General features: G+C 75.4%; 17 protein-coding genes and 1 pseudogene. 12 read left to right on the forward strand and 6 right to left on the reverse strand.

Annotated features, from left to right (window positions below):
- Both AB0G08_RS21145 and AB0G08_RS21150 read left to right on the forward strand, forming a co-directional pair.
- A partial coding sequence (locus tag AB0G08_RS21145) for an amino acid transporter (protein WP_358090482.1) occupies positions 1–1982 on the forward strand: 1982 nt, incomplete at its 5' end.
- A gap of 197 nt (positions 1983–2179) precedes the next feature.
- Positions 2180–3721 (forward strand): right-handed parallel beta-helix repeat-containing protein, encoded by a 1542-nt coding sequence (locus AB0G08_RS21150; RefSeq protein ID WP_358090486.1) that lies wholly within the window; start codon positions 2180–2182, stop codon positions 3719–3721.
- Positions 3722–4000: 279 nt separating this feature from the next.
- Here AB0G08_RS21150 and AB0G08_RS21155 read toward each other — a convergent pair whose 3' ends face one another.
- From AB0G08_RS21155 to AB0G08_RS21180, 6 genes and pseudogenes are all read right to left on the reverse strand, one after another.
- Positions 4001–4960 (reverse strand): TIGR03557 family F420-dependent LLM class oxidoreductase, encoded by a 960-nt coding sequence (locus AB0G08_RS21155; protein ID WP_358090490.1) that lies wholly within the window; start codon positions 4958–4960, stop codon positions 4001–4003.
- A 346-nt stretch (positions 4961–5306) separates the two neighbouring features.
- Complete coding sequence (locus AB0G08_RS21160) at positions 5307–5513, reverse strand: hypothetical protein (RefSeq protein WP_357878918.1); 207 nt, start codon at positions 5511–5513, stop codon at positions 5307–5309.
- Between the two features lie 339 nt (positions 5514–5852).
- A pseudogene (locus AB0G08_RS21165) lies at positions 5853–6131 on the reverse strand (DUF4332 domain-containing protein); the annotation flags it as partial.
- Between the two features lie 1229 nt (positions 6132–7360).
- Entirely contained in the window at positions 7361–8710 is a 1350-nt protein-coding gene (locus AB0G08_RS21170; RefSeq protein WP_358090494.1) for an NAD(P)/FAD-dependent oxidoreductase, read from the reverse strand.
- A 14-nt stretch (positions 8711–8724) separates the two neighbouring features.
- On the reverse strand, positions 8725–9072 hold the full coding sequence (locus AB0G08_RS21175) for a TcmI family type II polyketide cyclase (RefSeq protein ID WP_357878906.1): 348 nt from the start codon (positions 9070–9072) through the stop codon (positions 8725–8727).
- A gap of 123 nt (positions 9073–9195) precedes the next feature.
- On the reverse strand, positions 9196–10005 hold the full coding sequence (locus AB0G08_RS21180; RefSeq protein ID WP_358090497.1) for a BTAD domain-containing putative transcriptional regulator: 810 nt from the start codon (positions 10003–10005) through the stop codon (positions 9196–9198).
- 415 nt (positions 10006–10420) lie between these two features.
- Here AB0G08_RS21180 and AB0G08_RS21185 point away from each other — a divergent pair, with 415 nt between their 5' ends.
- From AB0G08_RS21185 to AB0G08_RS21230, 10 genes are all read left to right on the forward strand, one after another.
- A complete protein-coding gene (locus tag AB0G08_RS21185) occupies positions 10421–10759 on the forward strand; it encodes a TcmI family type II polyketide cyclase (RefSeq protein ID WP_357878900.1) in 339 nt (112 codons plus the stop codon).
- Entirely contained in the window at positions 10756–12474 is a 1719-nt protein-coding gene (locus AB0G08_RS21190; protein ID WP_358090500.1) for an acetyl-CoA carboxylase carboxyltransferase subunit alpha, read from the forward strand. The genes AB0G08_RS21185 and AB0G08_RS21190 overlap by 4 nt, the downstream gene beginning before the upstream one ends.
- Complete coding sequence (gene accB, locus AB0G08_RS21195; RefSeq protein WP_358090503.1) at positions 12471–13061, forward strand: acetyl-CoA carboxylase biotin carboxyl carrier protein; 591 nt, start codon at positions 12471–12473, stop codon at positions 13059–13061. Before AB0G08_RS21190 ends, accB begins: the two co-directional genes overlap by 4 nt.
- A 13-nt stretch (positions 13062–13074) precedes the next feature.
- Positions 13075–14454, forward strand: coding sequence for an acetyl-CoA carboxylase biotin carboxylase subunit (locus AB0G08_RS21200; protein WP_358090506.1), 1380 nt, complete (start codon positions 13075–13077; stop codon positions 14452–14454).
- The gene (locus AB0G08_RS21205) at positions 14451–15176 is read left to right on the forward strand and encodes an SRPBCC family protein (protein WP_358090509.1); all 726 of its coding nucleotides are present in this window, start codon (positions 14451–14453) and stop codon (positions 15174–15176) included. The genes AB0G08_RS21200 and AB0G08_RS21205 overlap by 4 nt, the downstream gene beginning before the upstream one ends.
- The gene (locus AB0G08_RS21210) at positions 15169–15573 is read left to right on the forward strand and encodes a cupin domain-containing protein (RefSeq protein WP_358090512.1); all 405 of its coding nucleotides are present in this window, start codon (positions 15169–15171) and stop codon (positions 15571–15573) included. The genes AB0G08_RS21205 and AB0G08_RS21210 overlap by 8 nt, the downstream gene beginning before the upstream one ends.
- Positions 15574–15687: 114 nt before the next feature.
- Positions 15688–16962, forward strand: coding sequence for a beta-ketoacyl-[acyl-carrier-protein] synthase family protein (locus tag AB0G08_RS21215; protein WP_358090515.1), 1275 nt, complete (start codon positions 15688–15690; stop codon positions 16960–16962).
- Complete coding sequence (locus AB0G08_RS21220) at positions 16959–18206, forward strand: beta-ketoacyl synthase N-terminal-like domain-containing protein (RefSeq protein WP_358090519.1); 1248 nt, start codon at positions 16959–16961, stop codon at positions 18204–18206. Before AB0G08_RS21215 ends, AB0G08_RS21220 begins: the two co-directional genes overlap by 4 nt.
- A 74-nt stretch (positions 18207–18280) precedes the next feature.
- A complete protein-coding gene (locus tag AB0G08_RS21225) occupies positions 18281–18583 on the forward strand; it encodes an antibiotic biosynthesis monooxygenase family protein (RefSeq protein WP_357878944.1) in 303 nt (100 codons plus the stop codon).
- A gap of 87 nt (positions 18584–18670) precedes the next feature.
- Complete coding sequence (locus AB0G08_RS21230; RefSeq protein ID WP_358090522.1) at positions 18671–18973, forward strand: hypothetical protein; 303 nt, start codon at positions 18671–18673, stop codon at positions 18971–18973.
- The last annotated feature ends 208 nt before the right edge of the window (positions 18974–19181 follow it).

Below are 19181 nucleotides of genomic sequence, written 5' to 3' on the forward strand. Positions count from 1 at the left end.
GCGCCGGGCGCCCGGTCGCCGTCCCGGAGGCGCAGGCCAGCCCCGCCCGGCCCGCCGCGCCGCTGAGCCCGCTGCGGCGGTGGCTGTTCGCGCACCGGGTGCAGCCGCTCGGCCCCGAGGCCGCGGAGGGACAGGCCCGCTCGCACCCGTGGTGGCAGGTCATGTGCCTGACCGGGGTGGACTACTTCTCCACCCTGTCGTACCTGCCCGGGATCGCGGCGGTGGCCGCCGGGGCGCTCTCCCCACTGGCCACCCTGCTCATCGTCGCGCTGACGCTGTTCGGCATGCTGCCCATGTACCGCAGGGTGGCCCGGGAGAGCCCGCACGGGCAGGGCTCGGTGGCGATGCTGGAACGGCTGCTGCCGTTCTGGCGCGGCAAGATCTTCGTGCTGGTCCTGCTCGGCTTCGTGGCCACCTCCTGGATCATCACGATCACCCTCTCCTCGGCCGACGCCACCGTGCACCTGCTGGAGAACCCGCACGTGCCCGAGGGCGTCGGCGGCACGGGCGTCGCGGTCGGCGTCACCGTCGTACTGCTGCTCGTCCTCGGCGGGGTCTTCCTGCTCGGCTTCCGCGAGGCGGTCGCGGTGGCCGTCCCGCTGGTCGTGGTCTTCCTGGCCCTGAACGCGCTGATCGTGGCGGACGGGCTGGTCGCGATCGCGACGGACCCGGGGACGCTGGCGGACTGGACGGCCGCGCTGAGCGCCGGTGGCGGCCCCGGCGAGGTGGCGGTGACCGCCGTGCTGGCGTTCCCGCTGCTGGTGCTGGGGCTCTCCGGCTTCGAGACCGGGGTGAGCATGATGCCGCTGGTGGGCGGCGCGGGCGCGGACCGCGAGGCACGGCTGGCGGCGCGGATCCGCAACACCCGCCGGCTGCTCACCACCGCCGCGCTGGTCATGTCGGTGTACCTGGTCGCGACCACCCTCGTCACCACCGTGCTCATCCCGGCCCGGGAGTTCGCGCCGGGCGGGGCCGCGAACGGCCGGGCGCTGGCGTACCTCGCCCACGAGCGCCTCGGCGAGGCCTTCGGCACCGTCTACGACGTCAGCAGCGCGCTGATCCTCTGGTTCGCCGGCGCCTCCGCGATGGCCGGCCTGATCAACATCGTGCCCCGCTACCTGCCCACCTACGGCATGGCGCCGGAGTGGGCCCGGGCCGTCCGGCCGGTCGTGATCGTCTACACGGTGGTCAGCATCGCGATCACCCTGGTGTTCCGGGCCGACGTCAACGACCAGGCCGGGGCGTACGCCACCGGGATCCTCGCCATGATGGTCTCCGCCGCCGTGGCGGTGACGATCGCCGCGGCGCGCCGCCGGGAGCGCGTCGCGGCCGGCGGCTTCGCCGTGCTCACCCTGGTCCTGCTGTACGCCCTCGCCGAGAACGTCGTCGCGAAGCCGGACGGCATCGCCATCTCCGCGCTGTTCATCCTCGGCATCGTCGTGGTCTCGCTGGTCTCGCGGGTGACCCGGACCACCGAGCTGCGCACGGAGCGGATCGAGTTCGACGAGCCGGCCCGCCGGTTCATCGCCGAGTCGCTGGCGCACGACGGCCGGCTGCACCTGATCGCCCACAAGCGGGCGGGCGGCGCGGTCAAGGAGTACACGGTCAAGGAGCGGGCGCAGCGGGGGATGAACCCCGTGCCCGGCAAGGGCGACATCCTCTTCCTGGAGATCGACGTGGTCGACCCGTCGGAGTTCAGCCAGGTGCTGCGGGTGCGCGGCGTGCAGGTGGGCGGCTTCCGGGTGCTGCGGGCCGGCAGCCCGGCGGTGCCCAACGCCATCGCGGCGATCCTGCTGGCGCTGCGAGACGCCACCGGCGTACGCCCGCACGCGCACTTCGAGTGGTCGGAGGGGAACCCCCTCGGGCACCTGCTGCGCTACCTCATCCTCGGCCGCGGCGACACCCCGCCCGTGGTACGGGAGATCATCCGCAAGTCGGAGCCGGACCCCGCCCGCCGGCCCGGCATCCACGTCGGCGGCTGACCCGGCGTCCCGTTCCGGTCCGGTTCGCGGAGCGCCCGATCGCGCCCATCAAGGTGAATAGTACCTTTATTCATGTTCGACGGACTTGCCCGTTTCGCGGTCGTATCGTGAGCCTTCGGCGGCTGTCGTGACGTCAGCCGCCCCGCGTCCCGTTCGACGCGGTCGGATCACGCACGCGCGAGAGGCAGGGAAGCCTGATGACGACATATCAAGGGGGCCGGCGGGCGGCACCACCCAGGCGGCGGTCGCGGTGGTTCTTGGCCGGCGGCCTCGTGGCGGGCAGCCTGGTGGCCGGGGCGGCCGGGCTGACGGGGGTGGCCGCCGTGGCCGCCGACCGGGAGCTGCCCGCCGCCGCGGACCCGCCGTCGCTGGCGCTGCTGGCCGACGACCGCTCCGCCGAGCGCGACCTCGGCGACGCCGTCGAGGACCGCGACCACGCCCGCGAGGAGCGGCGCGGCGGAAAGCCGGACGGCCGCTCCGGCCGCCCGGGCCAGGGGCACCGCGCGGAGGTCCCGGTGCCGTGCGACTCGGCGAAGCTGATCTCGGCGCTGGTCCGGGCCAACGCCGACGGCGGCGCCGACCTGCGGCTGGCGTCGAAGTGCACGTACGAGCTCACCCACGCCTTCCAGCAGCCCGACGACTACGACGGCGGCATCCGCGACGCCCGGGAGGCCGCCGACAGCGCGGAGAACCCCGGCGACGCCGAGGCGCCCCCGCGCAACCCGCAGCACGACCGTGCCGGGCTGCCCGTCATCTACCACCCGATCTCCATCCGGGGCGATGGCGCCACCATCGTCCGGGACGTGCACGCCGAGGCGTTCCGGTTCTTCACCGTGCGCGACGGTGGGGAGCTGACGCTCTCCGACGTCGTGCTCCGCAACGGCCTCTCCGCCGCCGAGGGCGGCAGCATCCACGTCGTGCACGGCGCGTCCGCCGTGGTCGAGCGCACCACGATCGTCGACAGCACCTCCCTCTCGGCGGAGGGGGGCGGCGGCGGGGTCTTCAACGACGGCCACCTGGTGGTCAAGGGGAGCACGTTCGTCGACAACCACGCGGCCGGCACCGCGGGCAAGGGCGGGGGCCTGCTCAACGGTGGCGTGCTGAGCCTGGAGACCTCGCGGTTCCGGGGCAACAGCGCCGTCGCGTACGGCGGTGGCTTCGCCAACTACCGGGGCGCGGCCGAGGTGCACTCGAGCACCTTCGCGCACAACAACGCGGCGCAGGGCGGCGGCATCGCCAGCTTCTCGGCCCGTACCCGGGTCGCCGACACGAAGGTGGTGGGCAACACCGCCCAGACCGGCGGCGGCATCGCCAACTCGGACGCGCTGATCTTCCTGCGCGGCCTGGAGGTGCGCGACAACACCGCCACGGGCAACGGCGGCGGCATCTCCACCTTCCAGGGCCTGGTTCCGCTCGACGACAGCGTCGTCTCGGGCAACACGGCGCGGGGCTCCGGCGGCGGGATCCACGCCCAGAAGTCGAACCTCCTGGTGCGCCACAGCGAGGTCGACCGCAACCACGCCGTCGGCGCGGCGTCCACGGGCGGCGGCATCTTCGCGTCGCTGGGCCAGGTCTCCCTCTACTCCAGCCGGGTCACCGGCAACGTCGCCACCGTGCGGCCGGGCGGCCTCTTCGTCGACAAGGCCCGGGTCAAGGTCGACGACGAGACCGACATCATCGACAACGAGCCCACCAACTGCGAGGGCAGCAGGGTGCCGGTCCCGAACTGCTTCCGCTGACCGTCGGCGGGCCGTCCGGGCCCGACCAGGGGGCGCGTCCGACCCCGCCAGCCGATCATCGCGATCGCGGCGGCGGGGCCCGGACGCGCCCCCTGGTGCGTCGTGGACACCCCCTGGTGCGTCGTGGGCGCGCGATTCCCGGTGCGTCGTGGGCGTGCGGCCGCCGCGCGTCGTGGGCGCGCGACCGTCGCGCCGTCCGCCGCCGGTCCGTCCGCCGTGCCTGCCCGCGTTCCGCCGGCCGGCGCCGCGCGCCCGCGCCCCGAGGGCGCGCCGGACGGCTCAGCCGAGGGCGCGCAGCCGGGCGGCGAGGTCGTCGGCGAAGAAGTCGAGGAAGCCGTCCGGGTCGGGGCCGGCGTTCTGCAGCACGATGTGGTCGTAGCCGGCCTCGAGGTAGGGGCGGACGGCCGCCACGTGCGCCGCCGGGTCCGGACCGACGGAGAAGAGCTCCCGCACGTGCCGCTCCTCGACGTACGCGCTGGCGGCGTCGAAGTTGACCGGGTTCGGCAGCTCGCTCATCACCTTCCAGCCCGTCACCATCCACCGGCTGGTCTCCAGCACCGCCCGCACGGCCTGCTCCTCGTCGGTGGCCCAGGCCATCGGCACCTCCGCGTAGCGGGGACCGTCGCCACCGGCCTGCCGGTAGTGTTCGACGATCGACGCCTTCGGCTCGGTGACGAAGAGGCCGTCGCCGAGTTCCGCGGCCATCGTCGCCGAGGAGCGGCCGCTCGCGGCCACCGCGATCACCGGCGGGGTCTGCGGCAGGTCGAAGATCCGGGCGTCCTCCAGCTGCAGGTGCCTGCCCTCGTAGGACCGGTAGCCGCCCTGCCAGAGCAGCCGGATGATTTCCAACGCCTCCCGGAGTCGCTCGTGCCGGCCGCGTACGCTCGGAAAACCCTGCCCCACCACGTGCTCGTTGAGCCGTTCCCCGGCCCCGACGCCGAGGGTGAACCGGCCGTCGGAGACCAGCGCCATGGTCGCCGCGGCCTGCGCGATGATCGCCGGGTGGTACCGGACGGTCGGGCAGGTGACTCCGGTGGCCAGGCCGATCCGTTCGGTCTTCGCCGCGACCGCCCCGAGCACGCTCCAGGTGAACGACGAGTGCCCCTGCGTGTCGAGCCACGGGTGGAAGTGGTCGCTCATCTCGACGAAGTCGAAGCCCGCCTGCTCGGCCCGGACGGCCTGGCGGATGATCTCCTGCGGTCCGTACCCCTCCGAGGCGAGCTTGTAGCCGATCCTCATCCCGGTGCTCCCGTTCCGTGCGGCGCGCTGGCGCAACGCCGGTTCCCGCCGCCCGGGCCGACAAACGTCGGGTCGCGGCGGCGGGCCCGGGACGCCGACACCGAGGAACCCAGCCTCCTAGGATGCCGTACGCGGTGTGACGCGGGGTGGCGCACGCGCCGCGAGCCCCGGCCCGCCGGCGGCACTCCGACCGCGCCCGGGAGAGGGACCGGTGCCGTTGCGCCTCGGGCGTCCCGCCGGGGCGACGGCCGGGGTCGCGGCCCGACCGCACCCCGCTGGCGGCGCGGCGTCCCCGGACACGGTGCGGCCCGCGCCCCGAGAGGGCGCGGGCCGGAGTACGACGGTCCTACTTGGACGGCTGGGGCAGTGCGCAGTCGACCTTCGGGTTGGCGCCGATGTAGTTCAGCGGCCCGGCCACGATGGTCACCAGGATCGTGCCGGCCTCGGCACAGTTCGTGTCGTCACCGCTGTAGTAGCCACGCTGCCCGGCGGCGACCGCGCCGATGATCAGCCAGATGACGACCAGGACTCCGAATATCGACGTGCCGCGCATCGCTGCCTCCGCAATGGTGTGGTGGATCGAGGTGCTGGCGTTGTACCCATTCGCGATGAACGGCTAACGGCGCCGCCGCCCAGGGGCCGGCGCGGCGGACGGCCGACGGGTGGGCGAGCCGGTCCGCAGGGTCGGGCGGCGGCGTGCGGGGCCGGCAGGCCGCCGGTGCCGCCGCCCGGTCCTCCCGCTCGCGCCCCGGCCCGGAACGCCGACGTCGCGGCGCCCGGTGAACGGGGCGCCGCGACGTCGGTGACGGCGGATCGTTTCGGTGGCGGTACCCGGTGCCGGGCGCCGCCGTCCGGCGCCGACAGGGAACACGGCGGCCGGGGGCGACGCCGGTCAGGCGTCCGCGCCGCCCACCGGGGTCGGCAGGGCGGCGGCCGCCTCCTGCGGAGCGCCGGCGAGCACCTTCGCCTGCTGCGGCCAGGTCGCCAGGCTCGGCGCGGCCCGCAGCCCGGCCGCCCGGATCGTCTCCCGCAGGGCGGCCTCGTCCAGCTCCGCCAGCTGCCGGTACGTCCGGATGCCGGCCGCCTGCAACGCCGCGGCCATCTTCGGACCCACGCCCTGGATCCGGCGGAAGTCGTCGGCGGCGTCGGAGTCGGTCGCGGCCGGGGTGGCCGCCTCGCCGCGCGGTGCCGGCACGACCACCGGCGCGGCCGGCCCGTCCGGCGTCGACTCCGGCTCGACGGCTGCGTCGGTGGCCGTGACCGGCTCGACCACGGCGGCGCCGGCCGTGACCGGCTCGGCCGGGGTGGCGCGGGCCGGCTCCGGCTCGGCCGGCGCGTCGGCCGGCTCGGGCTCGACGGGAGCGGCGGCCACGGGAACGGGCGTCACCTCCGGCTCGGCCGGCTCGGGCTCGACGGGTGCGGCGGCGACGGGAACGGGCGCGACCTCCGGCTCGCTCGAAGCGACGGCGGTGGGGGCGGGTGCGGTGTCGGACTCGGCCGGGGCGGCCGTGCGGGACTCCGGCTCGGCCGAGGCGGCGGCGGTGGGGGCGGGTGCGGCCTCCGGCTCGGCCGGGGTCAGGGTCGCGCTCGTGGGCGCCGCGGCGACGGCGGCCGGGACGGGCTCCGCCGCGGTGACGGGAACGTCCTCCGGCTCGGCGGCCGGGGCGGGCTCCTCCGCCGGTCGCCGGTCGACGGGGCCGGTCACCTCGGCCGCCACCGGCAGCACGACCTCGTGCTCCGGCCGGGCGTCGGCGGCGGTGCCGGGCGGTACGGGGTCGGTGTCGGGCGCCGGCACCGGGTCGCCGGTCAGCGCCATGTCGGCGGGGTCGACGTCGTCGGACCGGGACACGTCGGACGCGACGACCGTGGCCCGCGGGGCGTCGGCGTCGGTCGGGGCGACGGCCCCGGGCGCGACGGGGACGCGGTCGGCGACGGCGTCCGGCGCGGGGTCCACGGTCACCTCGGGGCGCGCTTCGTCCAGGGTGGCGACGGGCGGCGGGTCGACCACCACGGCGGTCATGCCGGCGACCGGGTCACCGTCCACCATGGGCGAGCCGTGCGTGGCGGCCGCCGCGTCCCGCCGGCCGCGCCACAACCAACCGCCCGCCGCACCCACCACCAAGGCCACGATCAGTATCAGCCAGTGCCCGAAAGACCACGCCACGGCAAACCTCCCTATCGTTCACGTCCGGAAACCCGCGAGAAAAACTCGCCGCAGCTTCGCACACGCCCGATGGCGCCGACAGGCAGGACCGGGTGCCCGCCGTGGCGGCGGGACGGGACCGCACCCGCGGTGTCCGGCGGGCGACGGAGGGTCGCCGTCCGGACGGCCGCGGGCCGGCGGGCGGGGCACGCGGAAACCCCGGCGCTCACGGCGGCGCCGGGGTCCCCGTCGGACGGTCAGTCCTCCTCGCCCCGGTAGCTGTAGAAGTCGTCGACGAACCGGCGCGCGAGCCGGGGTACCCGGCTGGTGACGCCGAAGTAGCCTCGCGCGCCGAGCAGCGCGAGCCGGCCGACGACCGGCTTGTACATCCGGTCGTCTCCGCTGGTGCCGCTGCGGTTGAGCGAGTCGGCGACCCGGGCGAACCCGTACGGCACCATAGCGGCCTCGTAGTCGGCCACCGCCTGCAGCAGCGTCTTGTCGCCGGTCGCGGCCAGTCGCAGCTGCCGGCAGAGCAGGGCGGCGTCGCGCAGGGCGGTGTTGGCGCCCACCCCGCGTCCCGGCGTCATCGTGTGGATGGCGTCGCCGAGCAGGGTGACGGTGCTGCTCTTCCACGGCGGCACCGGCTCGCTGGTGGCCACCTTGATGGGCAGGGCGCTGTCCGGGTCGCCGCGGGCGAGCAATTCGCGCAGGTGCGGGTGCCAGTTCCGGGTGAGCCGCAGGGCGAGCAGGACCAGGTCCTCGCCGCGCCGCTGCATGACGTCGGGCGGGAACCGGCGGGCCGTGCTCCAGACGACCAGGTTGATGTTGTCGCGGGTGTTGTCGTGGCGCAGCCCCGGCCAGCCGCGCAGCAGTTCGGCGACGGCGGGGTCGACGCCGGGTTTGAGCGCGCCGTCGCGGTCCCACTTGAACTCCATCACGTGCAGCACGCCCATCATCCCGCCGGTGCCGAAGATCAGCGAGATGCCCTGCTCGATCCGCTCCGGCAGCAGCCCTCGGGTGTGCGGGGTCAGGGGGATCCGGGTGGCGATGTTGATGGTGCCGGCGTCGCGGGTGACCGCGTGCGGCAGGTACTGGCGGCGCACCGCCGAGTGCGTGCCATCCGCGGCGACGAGCAGGTCGCCGGTGGCGGTGCTGCCGTCGGCGAAGTGCGCGGTCACGGTGCCGTCGTCGCGTTGGTCGTACCGCGTGAAGGTCCTGTCGAAGTGGACCACGTCCTCCATGCCGGTGAGCAGGACCTGGCGCAGGGTCATCCGGGCCACGGACCGTTCGGTGTTCACCGGGTCGGTGTCCGGCCGCAGCGTGAACGAGGCCGTGCGCCGCATCCCCTGCGTGATGACGTTGAAGTAGCGGGGGGAACGGGCGCAGGTGGCGAGGTAGACGTCGAACAGGGCGGGCGGCAGGCACTCGCGCAACGCGCGGCTTCCGGTCGGCCCGATGCCGACCCGGTAGCCGAGCAGTCCCTCGCCGCGGGTGCGGTACCGCTCGTAGACGGCGACGCTGATCCCGGCCCGGCGCAGGCCGTGCGCCAGGCACAGCCCGCCGGTGCCGGCCCCGATGATCAGGACGTGGGGTGGTCTGGACGACATGGCGACCGCCCCGCTCAGCCGGCCGGGTGCGACGACGTCGCGTCGGCGGCGTCCCACCGGTAGAAGCAGCCCGCGATCGCGTCGCGCGGCGAGCGCCAGGTCGGCAGGTACGGCGTGGTGTGCGCGGAGAGCCGCTCGTTGACCTGGCGGTAGAGCGGGTGGTTGCGGGCCTCGGCCAGGGCGTCCGGGGCCACGTCGGCGGTCTCCATCAGGTGTACGTACAAGTCGTGCAGGCAGTACAGGGACCGGTGGCGGACCCCGGTGAGGGCGGGTAGCTCGGTCGCGTCGGACTCGGCGAAGATCTGCGCCACCCGACCCTCCGCGCCCGGGATGATCCTGCTGACGATCAGTAGACGGCTCATGGGACCCCTCTCGCCGGTGGTGCGCCGCGACCATGTCGGAGACCACGGACTGGTGTGCGGCCCACCGTGCCCCGGCGACTGTCACCTGTCCGTCACACGCGCCGCCGCGCCGGTGACGCCGCCTCAGCGGGCGTGGGGCGCGACCCGGGTGGACGGTCCCCGGCGCGGCCCGGCCCCGGTGGCGCGGGTGGCCTCCCGGATGGGCGCGAGGGTGTCGTCGAGCAGGGCGGTCATCGCCGCCGAGGGCTCCAGCCGCAGTTCCCGCAGCAGCAGGTCGCGGTAGACGTAGAAGGCGTGCACGGCCTCGAAGGCGTTGCCCTCGGCGAGGTGGATGCGGACCACGAGCCGGTGCGGCGTCTCGCGCAGCGGCTCGGCGGCCATCGCCTCCAGCGCGGCTTCCAGGGCCGCGCCGTGGCGGCCCGCCGCCAGGTGCTGGCCGGCCAGTTCCTCCAACATGTGCAGGCGCAGCTGGCGCAGCCGCTCGCGGTCGGCCAGCACCCAGTCGTCGTACCAGCCGGGGAGCAGGTCGTGCCGGCCGGCGGCGAGCGCGGCGACGGCGCAGGGGTCGTCGCCGTCGCGCACCCGCGCTGCCGTGCCGACGAGCGCGTCGACGTCGACCCGGACGACCGGGGCGAGGGAGATCGTGTCGCCGGAGGTGGTGAACGGGCAGCAGGGGTCCTGGCGCAGCCGCCACAGCGCGGTCCGCAGGGACGACAGGGCGCGGTCCTCCGGCGCGTCGGGCCAGAGCAGGCCGGCCAGGTGGCTGCGGGTGGCGCCGGGGCGCAGCCCGATCAGCGCGATGACCCGTTGCAGGCCGCGCGGCACCACGACCGGCGCGTCGCCGTGCAGCAGCCGGAACCCGCCGAGCAGGTGCAGTGAGATCTCGGCGTCGGGACGGCACGCCGTGGTCGGCGTCGACGGATCAGCGGCCACGGCGGCACCCCCTGCGGAACGCTCGTCCCGACTCGTCTGCTGTCCCCGGCGCGGCTGCCCATGACCCCACTGTCGGATCGCTCCGCCGCGGCACGGCGTCGCGCGCCGCGGCCGCCGGGCTGACCGTGACGAAGATTATCAATTGTGGTCACTCTCGGTCAATATCCTGGGCAGGATGGCGTTTGCCTGTCGGTCTCCACGAGAACCGTTCCTAACTGCGGATAGTCCACTTCGGTGATCGGTGCCGCACAGCCGATGCACAGCTGGCGTCAACGCAGCGTCACGAGAGCTGCGTCGCCGCCCGGCGATCGCCGGTGACGCCGCCGTGACGCCCGTGGCCGCATCGTGTCGCCAGTCGTCCGGCTCGGCCGGCGCCGTCGTCACGACGCCGGATGCCGTGGAGGGAGGCCCGTCCATGGACCGTTCGCTGATCGTCGCGAAGGTGGTGCCGAGCGCCGAGGCGCGCGTCGCCGAGATCTTCGCCGAGTCCGACGCGACCGAGCTGCCGCGCCTGGTCGGCGTCCGGCACCGGTCGCTCTACCGGCTGGGTGACCTGTACGTGCACCTGCTGGAGACGGAGACGCCCGGCGGGGGAGCGGTCGAGGCGGCCCGGGGGCACCCCGAGTTCGCCCGGGTGAGTGCCCGGCTGCAGCCGTACGTGTCGCCGTACCTGCCGACGTGGCGCGAGCCGCGCGACGCGATGGCCCGGTGCTTCTACCGCTTCGACGCCGCACCCGCCGGGCGGTCGTCGTGACCGCCACCGCGCCCCGCGAGGGGCAGCTCTGGTCCCGGTGCGGCGGCTGCGCCACCCTGCTGTACCGCAAGCGGCTGCGGCGCAACCTCGACGTCTGCCCCGAGTGCGGTGCGCACGCCCGCGTCGACGCGCCCGAGCGGCTGCTCCAGCTCGTCGACCCGGGGTCGTTCACCGCCCTGCCGGAACGGCCGGCCGAGGTCGACCCGATCGGCTTCGTCGACCTGCTGCCGTACCCGCACCGGCTCACCGCGGCGCGGGCCGGCACCGGGCTGGCCGAGGCGGTCGTCTGCGGCACCGCCGCCCTCGGACGGCACCCATGCGTGCTCGCCGTGATGGACTTCCGGTTCCTCGGCGGCAGCCTGGGCTGCGTGGTCGGGGAGCTGATCACCCTGGCGGCCGAGCGGGCCCTGGCCGACGGGGTCCCGCTGGTCCTGGTCACCGCCTCCGGCGGGGCGCGGATGCAGGAGGGCGCCCTGTCGCTGATGCAGATGGCGACGGTCAGCCAGGCGATCGCCGCGCTGCGGGAGGCCGGCCTGCTCACCGTCAGCGTGCTCACCGACCCGACGTACGGGGGCGTGGCCGCCTCGTTCGCCACCAACACCGACGTGGTGCTCGCCGAGAGCGGCGCGCGGATGGGCTTCGCAGGTCCCCGGGTGATCCGGCAGGTGACCGGCCGGGAGCTGCCGGAGGGCTTCCAGACCGCCGACTTCCTGCTGCGGCACGGCCAGGTCGACATGGTGGTGCCCCGGCACGCCCTGCGGGGCCGGCTGGTGGCGCTGCTCGCCGCCGCCCGGGCCGGGCGGCGGCCCGCATCCCGTGCCGGCGTACCCCGGCAGGAACCGTCGCCGCTGGTGGCGCGGCTGGCCGGCGGGGCCGCGACGACGGCGGCGGCCCCGGGCGGCGACGCCTGGGAGACGGTACGGCTGGCCCGGCACCCGGGCCGTCCGACCACGCTGGACTACCTGGAGACGGCGTTCGACGGCTTCGTCGAGCTGCACGGCGACCGGCTCGGCGCGGACTGCCCGGCCGTGGTGGGCGGGCTGGCCCGGCTCGACGGCCGGCCCGTCATGGTGGTCGGGCACCAGAAGGGACACACCACCGCCGAGCTGGTCGGGCGCAACTTCGGCATGGCCAGCCCGGCGGGGCACCGCAAGGCGCTGCGGCTGGTGCGCCTCGCCGCCCGTCTCGGCCTACCGGTGGTCACCCTGGTCGACACGCCCGGGGCGGATCCCGGCGTACGGGCCGAGGAGCAGGGCCAGGCGGCGGCCATCGCGGAGAACATCCTCGCCCTGACCGTGCTGCCCACCCCCGTCGTGGCCGTGATCACCGGCGAGGGCGGCAGCGGTGGCGCGCTGGCCCTCGCGGTGGCCGACCGGGTGCTCATGCTCCAGCACGCCGTCTACTCGGTGATCAGCCCGGAGGGCTGCGCGGCCATCCTCTGGCCGGACCGGCCAGCGGCCCCGCAGGCGGCCCGCGCGCTGCGGCTGACCGGCCCCGACCTGTGCCGGCTCGGGATCGTCGACGACCTCGTCCCCGAGCCGGCCCCGGCCGCCCACCACGACCCGCAGGCCGCCGCCCGGGCGCTGCGCGAGGCGGTGCTGGCGCACCTGCTGCCGCTGCTCGACGTGCCGCCCGCCACGCTGGTGCGCCGGCGGCGGCAGCGCTTCCGGCGCTTCGGCGCCGCCCGCCTCGGTGCCCGGGCGGGTGCCCGGTGAGCGCCGGCGGGACCCCGGTCGACGCCCCGCCGTCGGCTCCCGACGCGGAGCGGGCGTCCGACGTGGCTCGGCCGATCGACACGACCCGGGCGCCCGACGCGACCCCGGCGTCCGACGCGGAGACGGCGTCCGGCGCGGAGGTGGGGCACGGGGTGGACGTCGTGCTGGCCGGGCTGCGGCGGCAGGCCCGCCACCTCGTCGCCGAGCTCGCCGGCCCGTTGCGGCGGGTACGGCTGCGCAGCGGGGACACGGTGCTGGAGGTGGAGTGGCACGGCGCCGCGCCCGCCGGTGCCGCGCCCGCCGCGGCGAGTCCGGCGCCCCCGCCGGCCGTCGCGTCGCCGCCGGACCGCTACGCCGTGCGGTCGCCCATCGTCGGCACGTTCTACCGCGCGCCGGAGCCGGGCGCCGCGCCCTTCGTCGCCGTCGGCGACCTGGTCCGCCCCGGGCAGGTCATCGGCATCGTCGAGGCGATGAAGCTGATGAACGAGGTGACCGCCGACCGGGGCGGCCGGGTCGCCGAGGTCCTCGCCGCCGACGGCCAGCCGGTCGAGTACGACCAGCCGCTGCTCGCGCTGGATCCGGTCTGAGGGGCGGGCGGCGATGTTCGAGAAGGTGCTGATCGCCAACCGGGGGGAGATCGCCCTGCGGGTGCTGCGCGCCTGCCGCGAGCTGGGCGTGCGTACGGCGGTGGTCTACTCCACGGCGGACGCCGACTCCGTCGCCGTGCGCCTGGCCGACCAGGCCGTGCGGATCGGGCCGCCGGCCAGCCGCCGCAGCTACCTCAACGCCGCCGCGATCGTGGAGGCGGCCCGGCAGGTGGGCGCGCAGGCGGTGCACCCCGGCTACGGGTTCCTCTCCGAGGACGCCGACTTCGCGGAGATCTGCGCCGACAACGGCCTGGTCTTCATCGGCCCGCCGCCTGAGGTGATGTCCGTGCTGGCCGACAAGTCCTCCGCGCGGGCGCTGATGCGCCGGGCCGGGCTGCCCCTGCCGCCGGGCAGCGTCGCGCCGGTGCCCACCGCCGCCGCGGCGGCGGAGGTGGCCGCCGAGGTGGGCTACCCGGTGATCGTCAAGGCGGCGGCCGGCGGTGGGGGCCGGGGCATGACGGTGGTCGCCACCCGAGCGGAGCTGCCCCGGGCGTACGCGCGGACCCGGGCCGCGGCCCAGGCGGCCTTCGGCGACGACCGGGTGTACGTGGAGCGGTACCTGACCGGCGCCCGGCACGTGGAGGTGCAGCTGCTGTGCGACTCCCACGGCAACGGCGTGCACCTGGGCACCCGGGACTGTTCGGTGCAGCGCCGACACCAGAAGCTGGTGGAGGAGGCCCCGGCCCCGGCGCTGTCGGCGGGCACCGGAGAGGCCATCGCGGAGTGCGCCCTGCGCGGTGCCCTGTACGCCGGCTTCACCGGCGCCGGCACCGTGGAGTTCCTCGTCGACCCCGACGAGCGGTTCCACTTCCTGGAGATCAACTGTCGGATCCAGGTCGAGCATCCCGTCACCGAGATGATCACCGGGATCGACCTGGTGCACGAGCAGCTGCACATCGCCGCCGGGGTGCCGCTGCGCTGGCGGCAGGAGGACATCCGGCCGCACGGCGTCGCCATCGAGTGCCGGGTCAACATGGAGGACCCGGACCGCGGCTTCGCGCCGACGCCTGGCCGGCTGGACCGCTTCGTCCCGCCCGGCGGCCCGTTCACCCGGGTCGACACGCACGGCCACGCCGGCTACCTGTTCGGCCCGCACTACGACTCCCTGCTGGCCAAGGTGGCGGTCTGGGCACCGGACCGGGAGCTCGCGCTCAACCGGCTGGAACGCGCCCTCGACGAGTTCGACATCGCCGGCCCCGGGGTCCGCACCACCATTCCGTTCGTCCGGCGGGTGCTCGACGACGCCGGGTTCCGCAAGGGCCGCTACTCCACCGGCCTGGTCGACCAGTTGCTCGCCGACCCGTCCGACGCACACCACAGGAGGCTTCGTTGACCGTCACCCATGGCCGTCCGCTGACCGCCGAGATCACCGACATCCTGGTAACCAACTGCGGGTTGGACGCCGACGCGGCCGCCCGCGCCCCGGCCGCGTCCCTGGAGGAACTCGGCATGGACTCGCTGGCGCTGCTCGAACTCTCCGCCGTGGTCGCCGACCGATGGCAGGTGCGGATCCCCGAGCAGGCGGGGCAGCTCAGCATCGCGGGCGTGGCCGAGCTGGTCGCCCGCGGCGCCGGGACGCCGGGGCACACCGAGAACAGCGTCCTCATCGCCGCGCCGCTGCCGCTGGTGTGGGACGTCACCAACGACGTCGCCAACTGGCCGCAGCTGTTCACCGAGTACGCCCGGGCGGAGATCCTGCACCGCGACGGCGACACCGTGCGGTTCCGGCTCACCATGCACCCCGACGAGAACGGCACGGTGTGGAGCTGGGTCAGCGAACGCACCGCCGATCCGGCCACCCGGCAGGTCAGCGCCCGGCGGGTGGAGACCGGGCCGTTCGAGTACATGCGCATCCACTGGCGCTACGTCGAGGAGTCCGGCGGCACCCGGATGACGTGGGTGCAGGACTTCGCGATGAAGCCGACCGCGCCGGTGGACGACGCGGGCATGACCGACCGGATCAACGCCAACAGCGCGGTGCAGCTCGCCGTCATCAAGGACAAGATCGAGCGGCTGGCCGGCGCCGACCGGGCGACGGGAGCCGGCGATGAGTGAGCGCGCCCTGCGGCTGGTCGCCGCCGCCGACGTCGTGCCGGACAGCCGCCGCGGCGGCGAGCTGCGGGTGCTGCTCGGCCCGAAGACCGTCGGCAGCACCTCGGGTTTCATGGGGGTGGCGATGCTGCGCCCGGGGGAGCGGATCGCCGAGCACTACCACCCCTACAGCGAGGAGTTCCTCTACGTCGCCCGGGGCACGATCACCGTGGACCTGGACGACGAGCCGGTGCCGCTGACCGCCGGCGAGGCGCTGTTCGTGCCGCGCAACGTGCGGCACCGGCTGCGCAACACCGGCGACGAGCCGGCCGAGGTGGTCTTCCACCTCGGGCCGCTGGCGCCCCGGCCCGAACTCGGCCACGTCGACACCGAGCTGGTCGAACAGCGAGGCGGGTCGTGAGCGCGAGGAGTGAGCCGGGGTTGCGAGCCCCGCAGTCGCGAACCGAGGTGACATCGTGAGCGCGAGGAGTGAGCCGGGGTTGCGAGCCCCGCAGTCGCGAATTGAGGTGACGCCGTGAGCGCGCGCCGCACGGTGGTGACCGGCGTCGGGGTGGTCGCCCCCGGCGGCGCCAGCCGGGACCGGTTCTGGAAGACGATCACCGAGGGGCGGACGGCGACGCGGCGGATCACCTTCTTCGACCCGTCGGCTTTCCGGTCCCAGATCGCCGCCGAGTGCGACTTCGACCCGGTCGTCGCCGGCCTCACCGGGGTCGAGCTGCGGCGCGCCGACCGGTACGTGCAGTTCGCCCTCGCCTGCGCCGCCGAGGCCCTCGCCGACGCCGGCCTGGAGCTCACCGACGCCGAGCGAGACCGCACCGGCGTGGTGCTCGGCACCGCCGTCGGCGGCACCACCGCCCTGGAGCAGGAGTACGTCGCGGTCAGCGACACCGGCCGCCGGTGGCTGGTCGACGCCGAACGCGGCGGCCCGTACCTCTACCAGGCGCTCGTGCCCAGCAGCCTCGCCGCGGACGTGGCGTGCCGGCACGGGCTGCACGGCCCCGCGCAGGTGGTCTCCACCGGCTGCACCTCCGGCATCGACGCGATCGGGTACGCCCACCAGCTCATCGTCGACGGCGAGGCCGACATCGTGCTGGCCGGGGCCGCCGACTCGCCGATCTCCCCGGTCACTGTCGCCTCCTTCGACGCGATCAAGGCGACCAGCCCGGACAACGACGATCCGGCGCACGCCTCGCGCCCGTTCGACGCCGACCGGCACGGCTTCGTCCTCGCCGAGGGGGCGGCGGTGCTGGTGCTGGAGGAGGCCGGGCACGCCCGGCGCCGCGGGGCGCACGTCTACTGCGAGGTGGCCGGCTACGCCAGCCGCAGCAACGGCTACCACATGACGGGGTTGCGACCCGACGGGCTGGAGATGGGGCTGGCCATCTCGGCCGCGCTGAAGCAGGGCCGCATCGCCCCCGAGCAGGTCTCCTACATCAGCGCCCACGGCTCGGGCACCCGGCAGAACGACCGGCACGAGACCGCCGCGTTCAAGCGGGCGCTGGGGCAGGCCGCGTACGGGGTGCCGATCAGCTCGATCAAGTCGATGGTCGGGCACTCGCTCGGCGCGATCGGCTCGATCGAGATGGCCGCGTGCGCCCTGGCCGTCGAGTTCGGCGTGGTGCCGCCGACGGCCAACTGGAGCACCCGCGACCCGGAGTGCGACCTGGACTACGTCCCGAACGAGGCGCGGGAGCTGCCCGTCGACGTGGCGCTCTCGGTGGGCAGCGGGTTCGGCGGCTTCCAGTCGGCGATGGTGTTCCGCCGGCTGCCCGGGCGGGTGCGCGCGTGACCGCGCGGGCCGTGGTGACCGGCATCGGCGTCGTCGCGCCCAGCGGGATCGGCGTGGACGCGCACTGGCGTACCGTGCTGGCCGGCACCCGCCGCACCGGACCGATCACCCTGTTCGACCCCGCCGGCTATCCCACCCGGTACGGCGGGGAGGTGCCCGGCTTCGACGCGGCCGCGTACGCCGACAACCGTCGGCTGGTGCAGACCGACCGGTGGACGCACCTCGGCTTCGCCGCCACCCGGCTGGCGCTGGCCGACGCAGGCCTGCCGGAGCGGGCCCCCGACCCGTACGGGTACGCGGTGGCCCTGGCCAGCTCCTCCGGCGGAAACCTGTTCGGGCAGCGGGAGCTGCAACGGCTCTGGGGCGGGCCGTCGCGCACGGTGGGGGCGTACCAGTCGATCGCCTGGTTCTACGCGGCCAGCGTCGGCCAGCTCTCCATCCACCACCAGTTCAAGGGGCCGTGCGGGGTGCTGGTCGCCGAGGCGGCCGGCGGGCTGGACAGCCTGGCGCACGCCGCGCGGGCGGTGCGCCGGGGCACGCCGGTGGTGATCGCCGGCGCGACCGAGTGCCCGCTGAGCCCGTACGCCCTGGCCTGCCAGCTGCGTTCCGGCCTGCTCAGCGACTCCGCCGACCCGGAGGGGGCCTACCGGCCGTTCGACGCCGCCGCCAGCGGCTACCTGCCCGCCGAGGGCGGCGCGGTGTTCGTGGTGGAGGAGCTGGGACACGCGCTGTCCCGGGGCGCCCGCGTGTACGGCGAGGTGACCGGCTGGGGCGCCACCCACGACGCCGTCCACACCGCGGCGGACACGGCCGGCGACCCCGTGCAGTACGCCCGCGCGATGCGGCTGGCCCTGGACCGGGCCGGCGTCGGGCCGGAGACGGTCGACGTGGTGCTGCCCGACGCGCTCGGCGTGCCGCGCTACGACCGCAGCGAGGCCGCCGCGCTGCGCGCCGTCTTCGGCGACCGGCCGCCCCCGGTGAGCACCCAGAAGCCGCTGACCGGCCGCGCCCACCAGGGCGGCTCGGCGCTGGACGTGGCGACCGCGCTGCTCGCGTTCGGGCACGACACGCTGCCGGCCTCCGCCGGTCCGGACGAGGTGGCCGAGGGCTGCGAGCTGGGCTTCCTGCGGGAGCACCGGCGACCGCGCAGCCGGCTGGCGCTGGTCTGCGCCCGCGGCTTCGACGGTTTCAACAGCGCGCTGGTCCTGCGCGGGGCCGCGCCGCAGAGGGGAGCGACGCCGTGAGCGAGCAGGTCACCGGTACGACGCCCGGCGGGTCCCGGGTCGGGGCGCAGCGCGCGGGCGGACAGCGGGCGCGGGTGGTCTTCCTGGTGCGGGTGCCGCACGAGCGCACGGAGGCGTTCCTGGCCGCGTACGAGGCGGTCCGGCACCTGGTGGCCGGCGGCGTGCCCGGGCACCTCGTCGACCAGGTCTGCCGTTCGTCGGCCGACCCGGAGCAGTGGCTGATCACCAGCGAGTGGGCGAGCCTGGCCGACTTCGAGGCGTGGGAACGCAGCCCGGAGCACCGGGACCTGGTCCGGCCGATGCGGGAGTGCTTCACCGACGCCCGGTCGCTGCGCTTCCTCATCCACGCCCAGACCCCCGCCGCGGCGCCGGCCTGATCCCGCCCGCCCGGTTGTCGGCCGCGCGTCGCGGGCCTGCGCCGCAGCGGGGCTGCCGGGCGCCGGGGGCGGTGGCAGGCTGCGGGGGTGAGCGAACGTGACCTGCCCGCGTTGACCCGGGCCGAACAGGAACTCGTCGAGCGGTACCTGCGCGTCGTCGACCTGGTCGCCCGGCTCAACCCGGCCCGCGACAGCGGGCACTTCGACCCGCTCGGTTGCGTGTTCGCCGCCCAGGCCCTGGCGGCCGAGGCGCGGGCGATCGAGGCCGTGGCGGAGCTGATGCGCGAGCGCGGCGAGACGGAGCTGCACGCCGGCACCCTGGCCCGGGCGATGCGCGCGATGGACGGGGAGCGGCGCACCGCCCGCGTCGTGCTCCCACCGGCACCCTGACCCCCCTCCACGATCCCCCTCGAAGAGCACCATCGGCCGTCCGGTGGACGTCTCGCGCCGTACGCACGATGGGTCATCCGGCGGTCACCCTGAGCCGCCGTACGCGCCCGATCCTGCCCGCCGAACCGGCCGTGGGCAATCCGGCCGGCCGCCCTTTCTGATCTAGCCATTCGCATCTAGCTATGCGTCCGGGCGGCGTCGTAAGGTT

The organism is Micromonospora sp. NPDC023644 (assembly GCF_040640115.1).
Taxonomy (GTDB): domain Bacteria; phylum Actinomycetota; class Actinomycetes; order Mycobacteriales; family Micromonosporaceae; genus Micromonospora.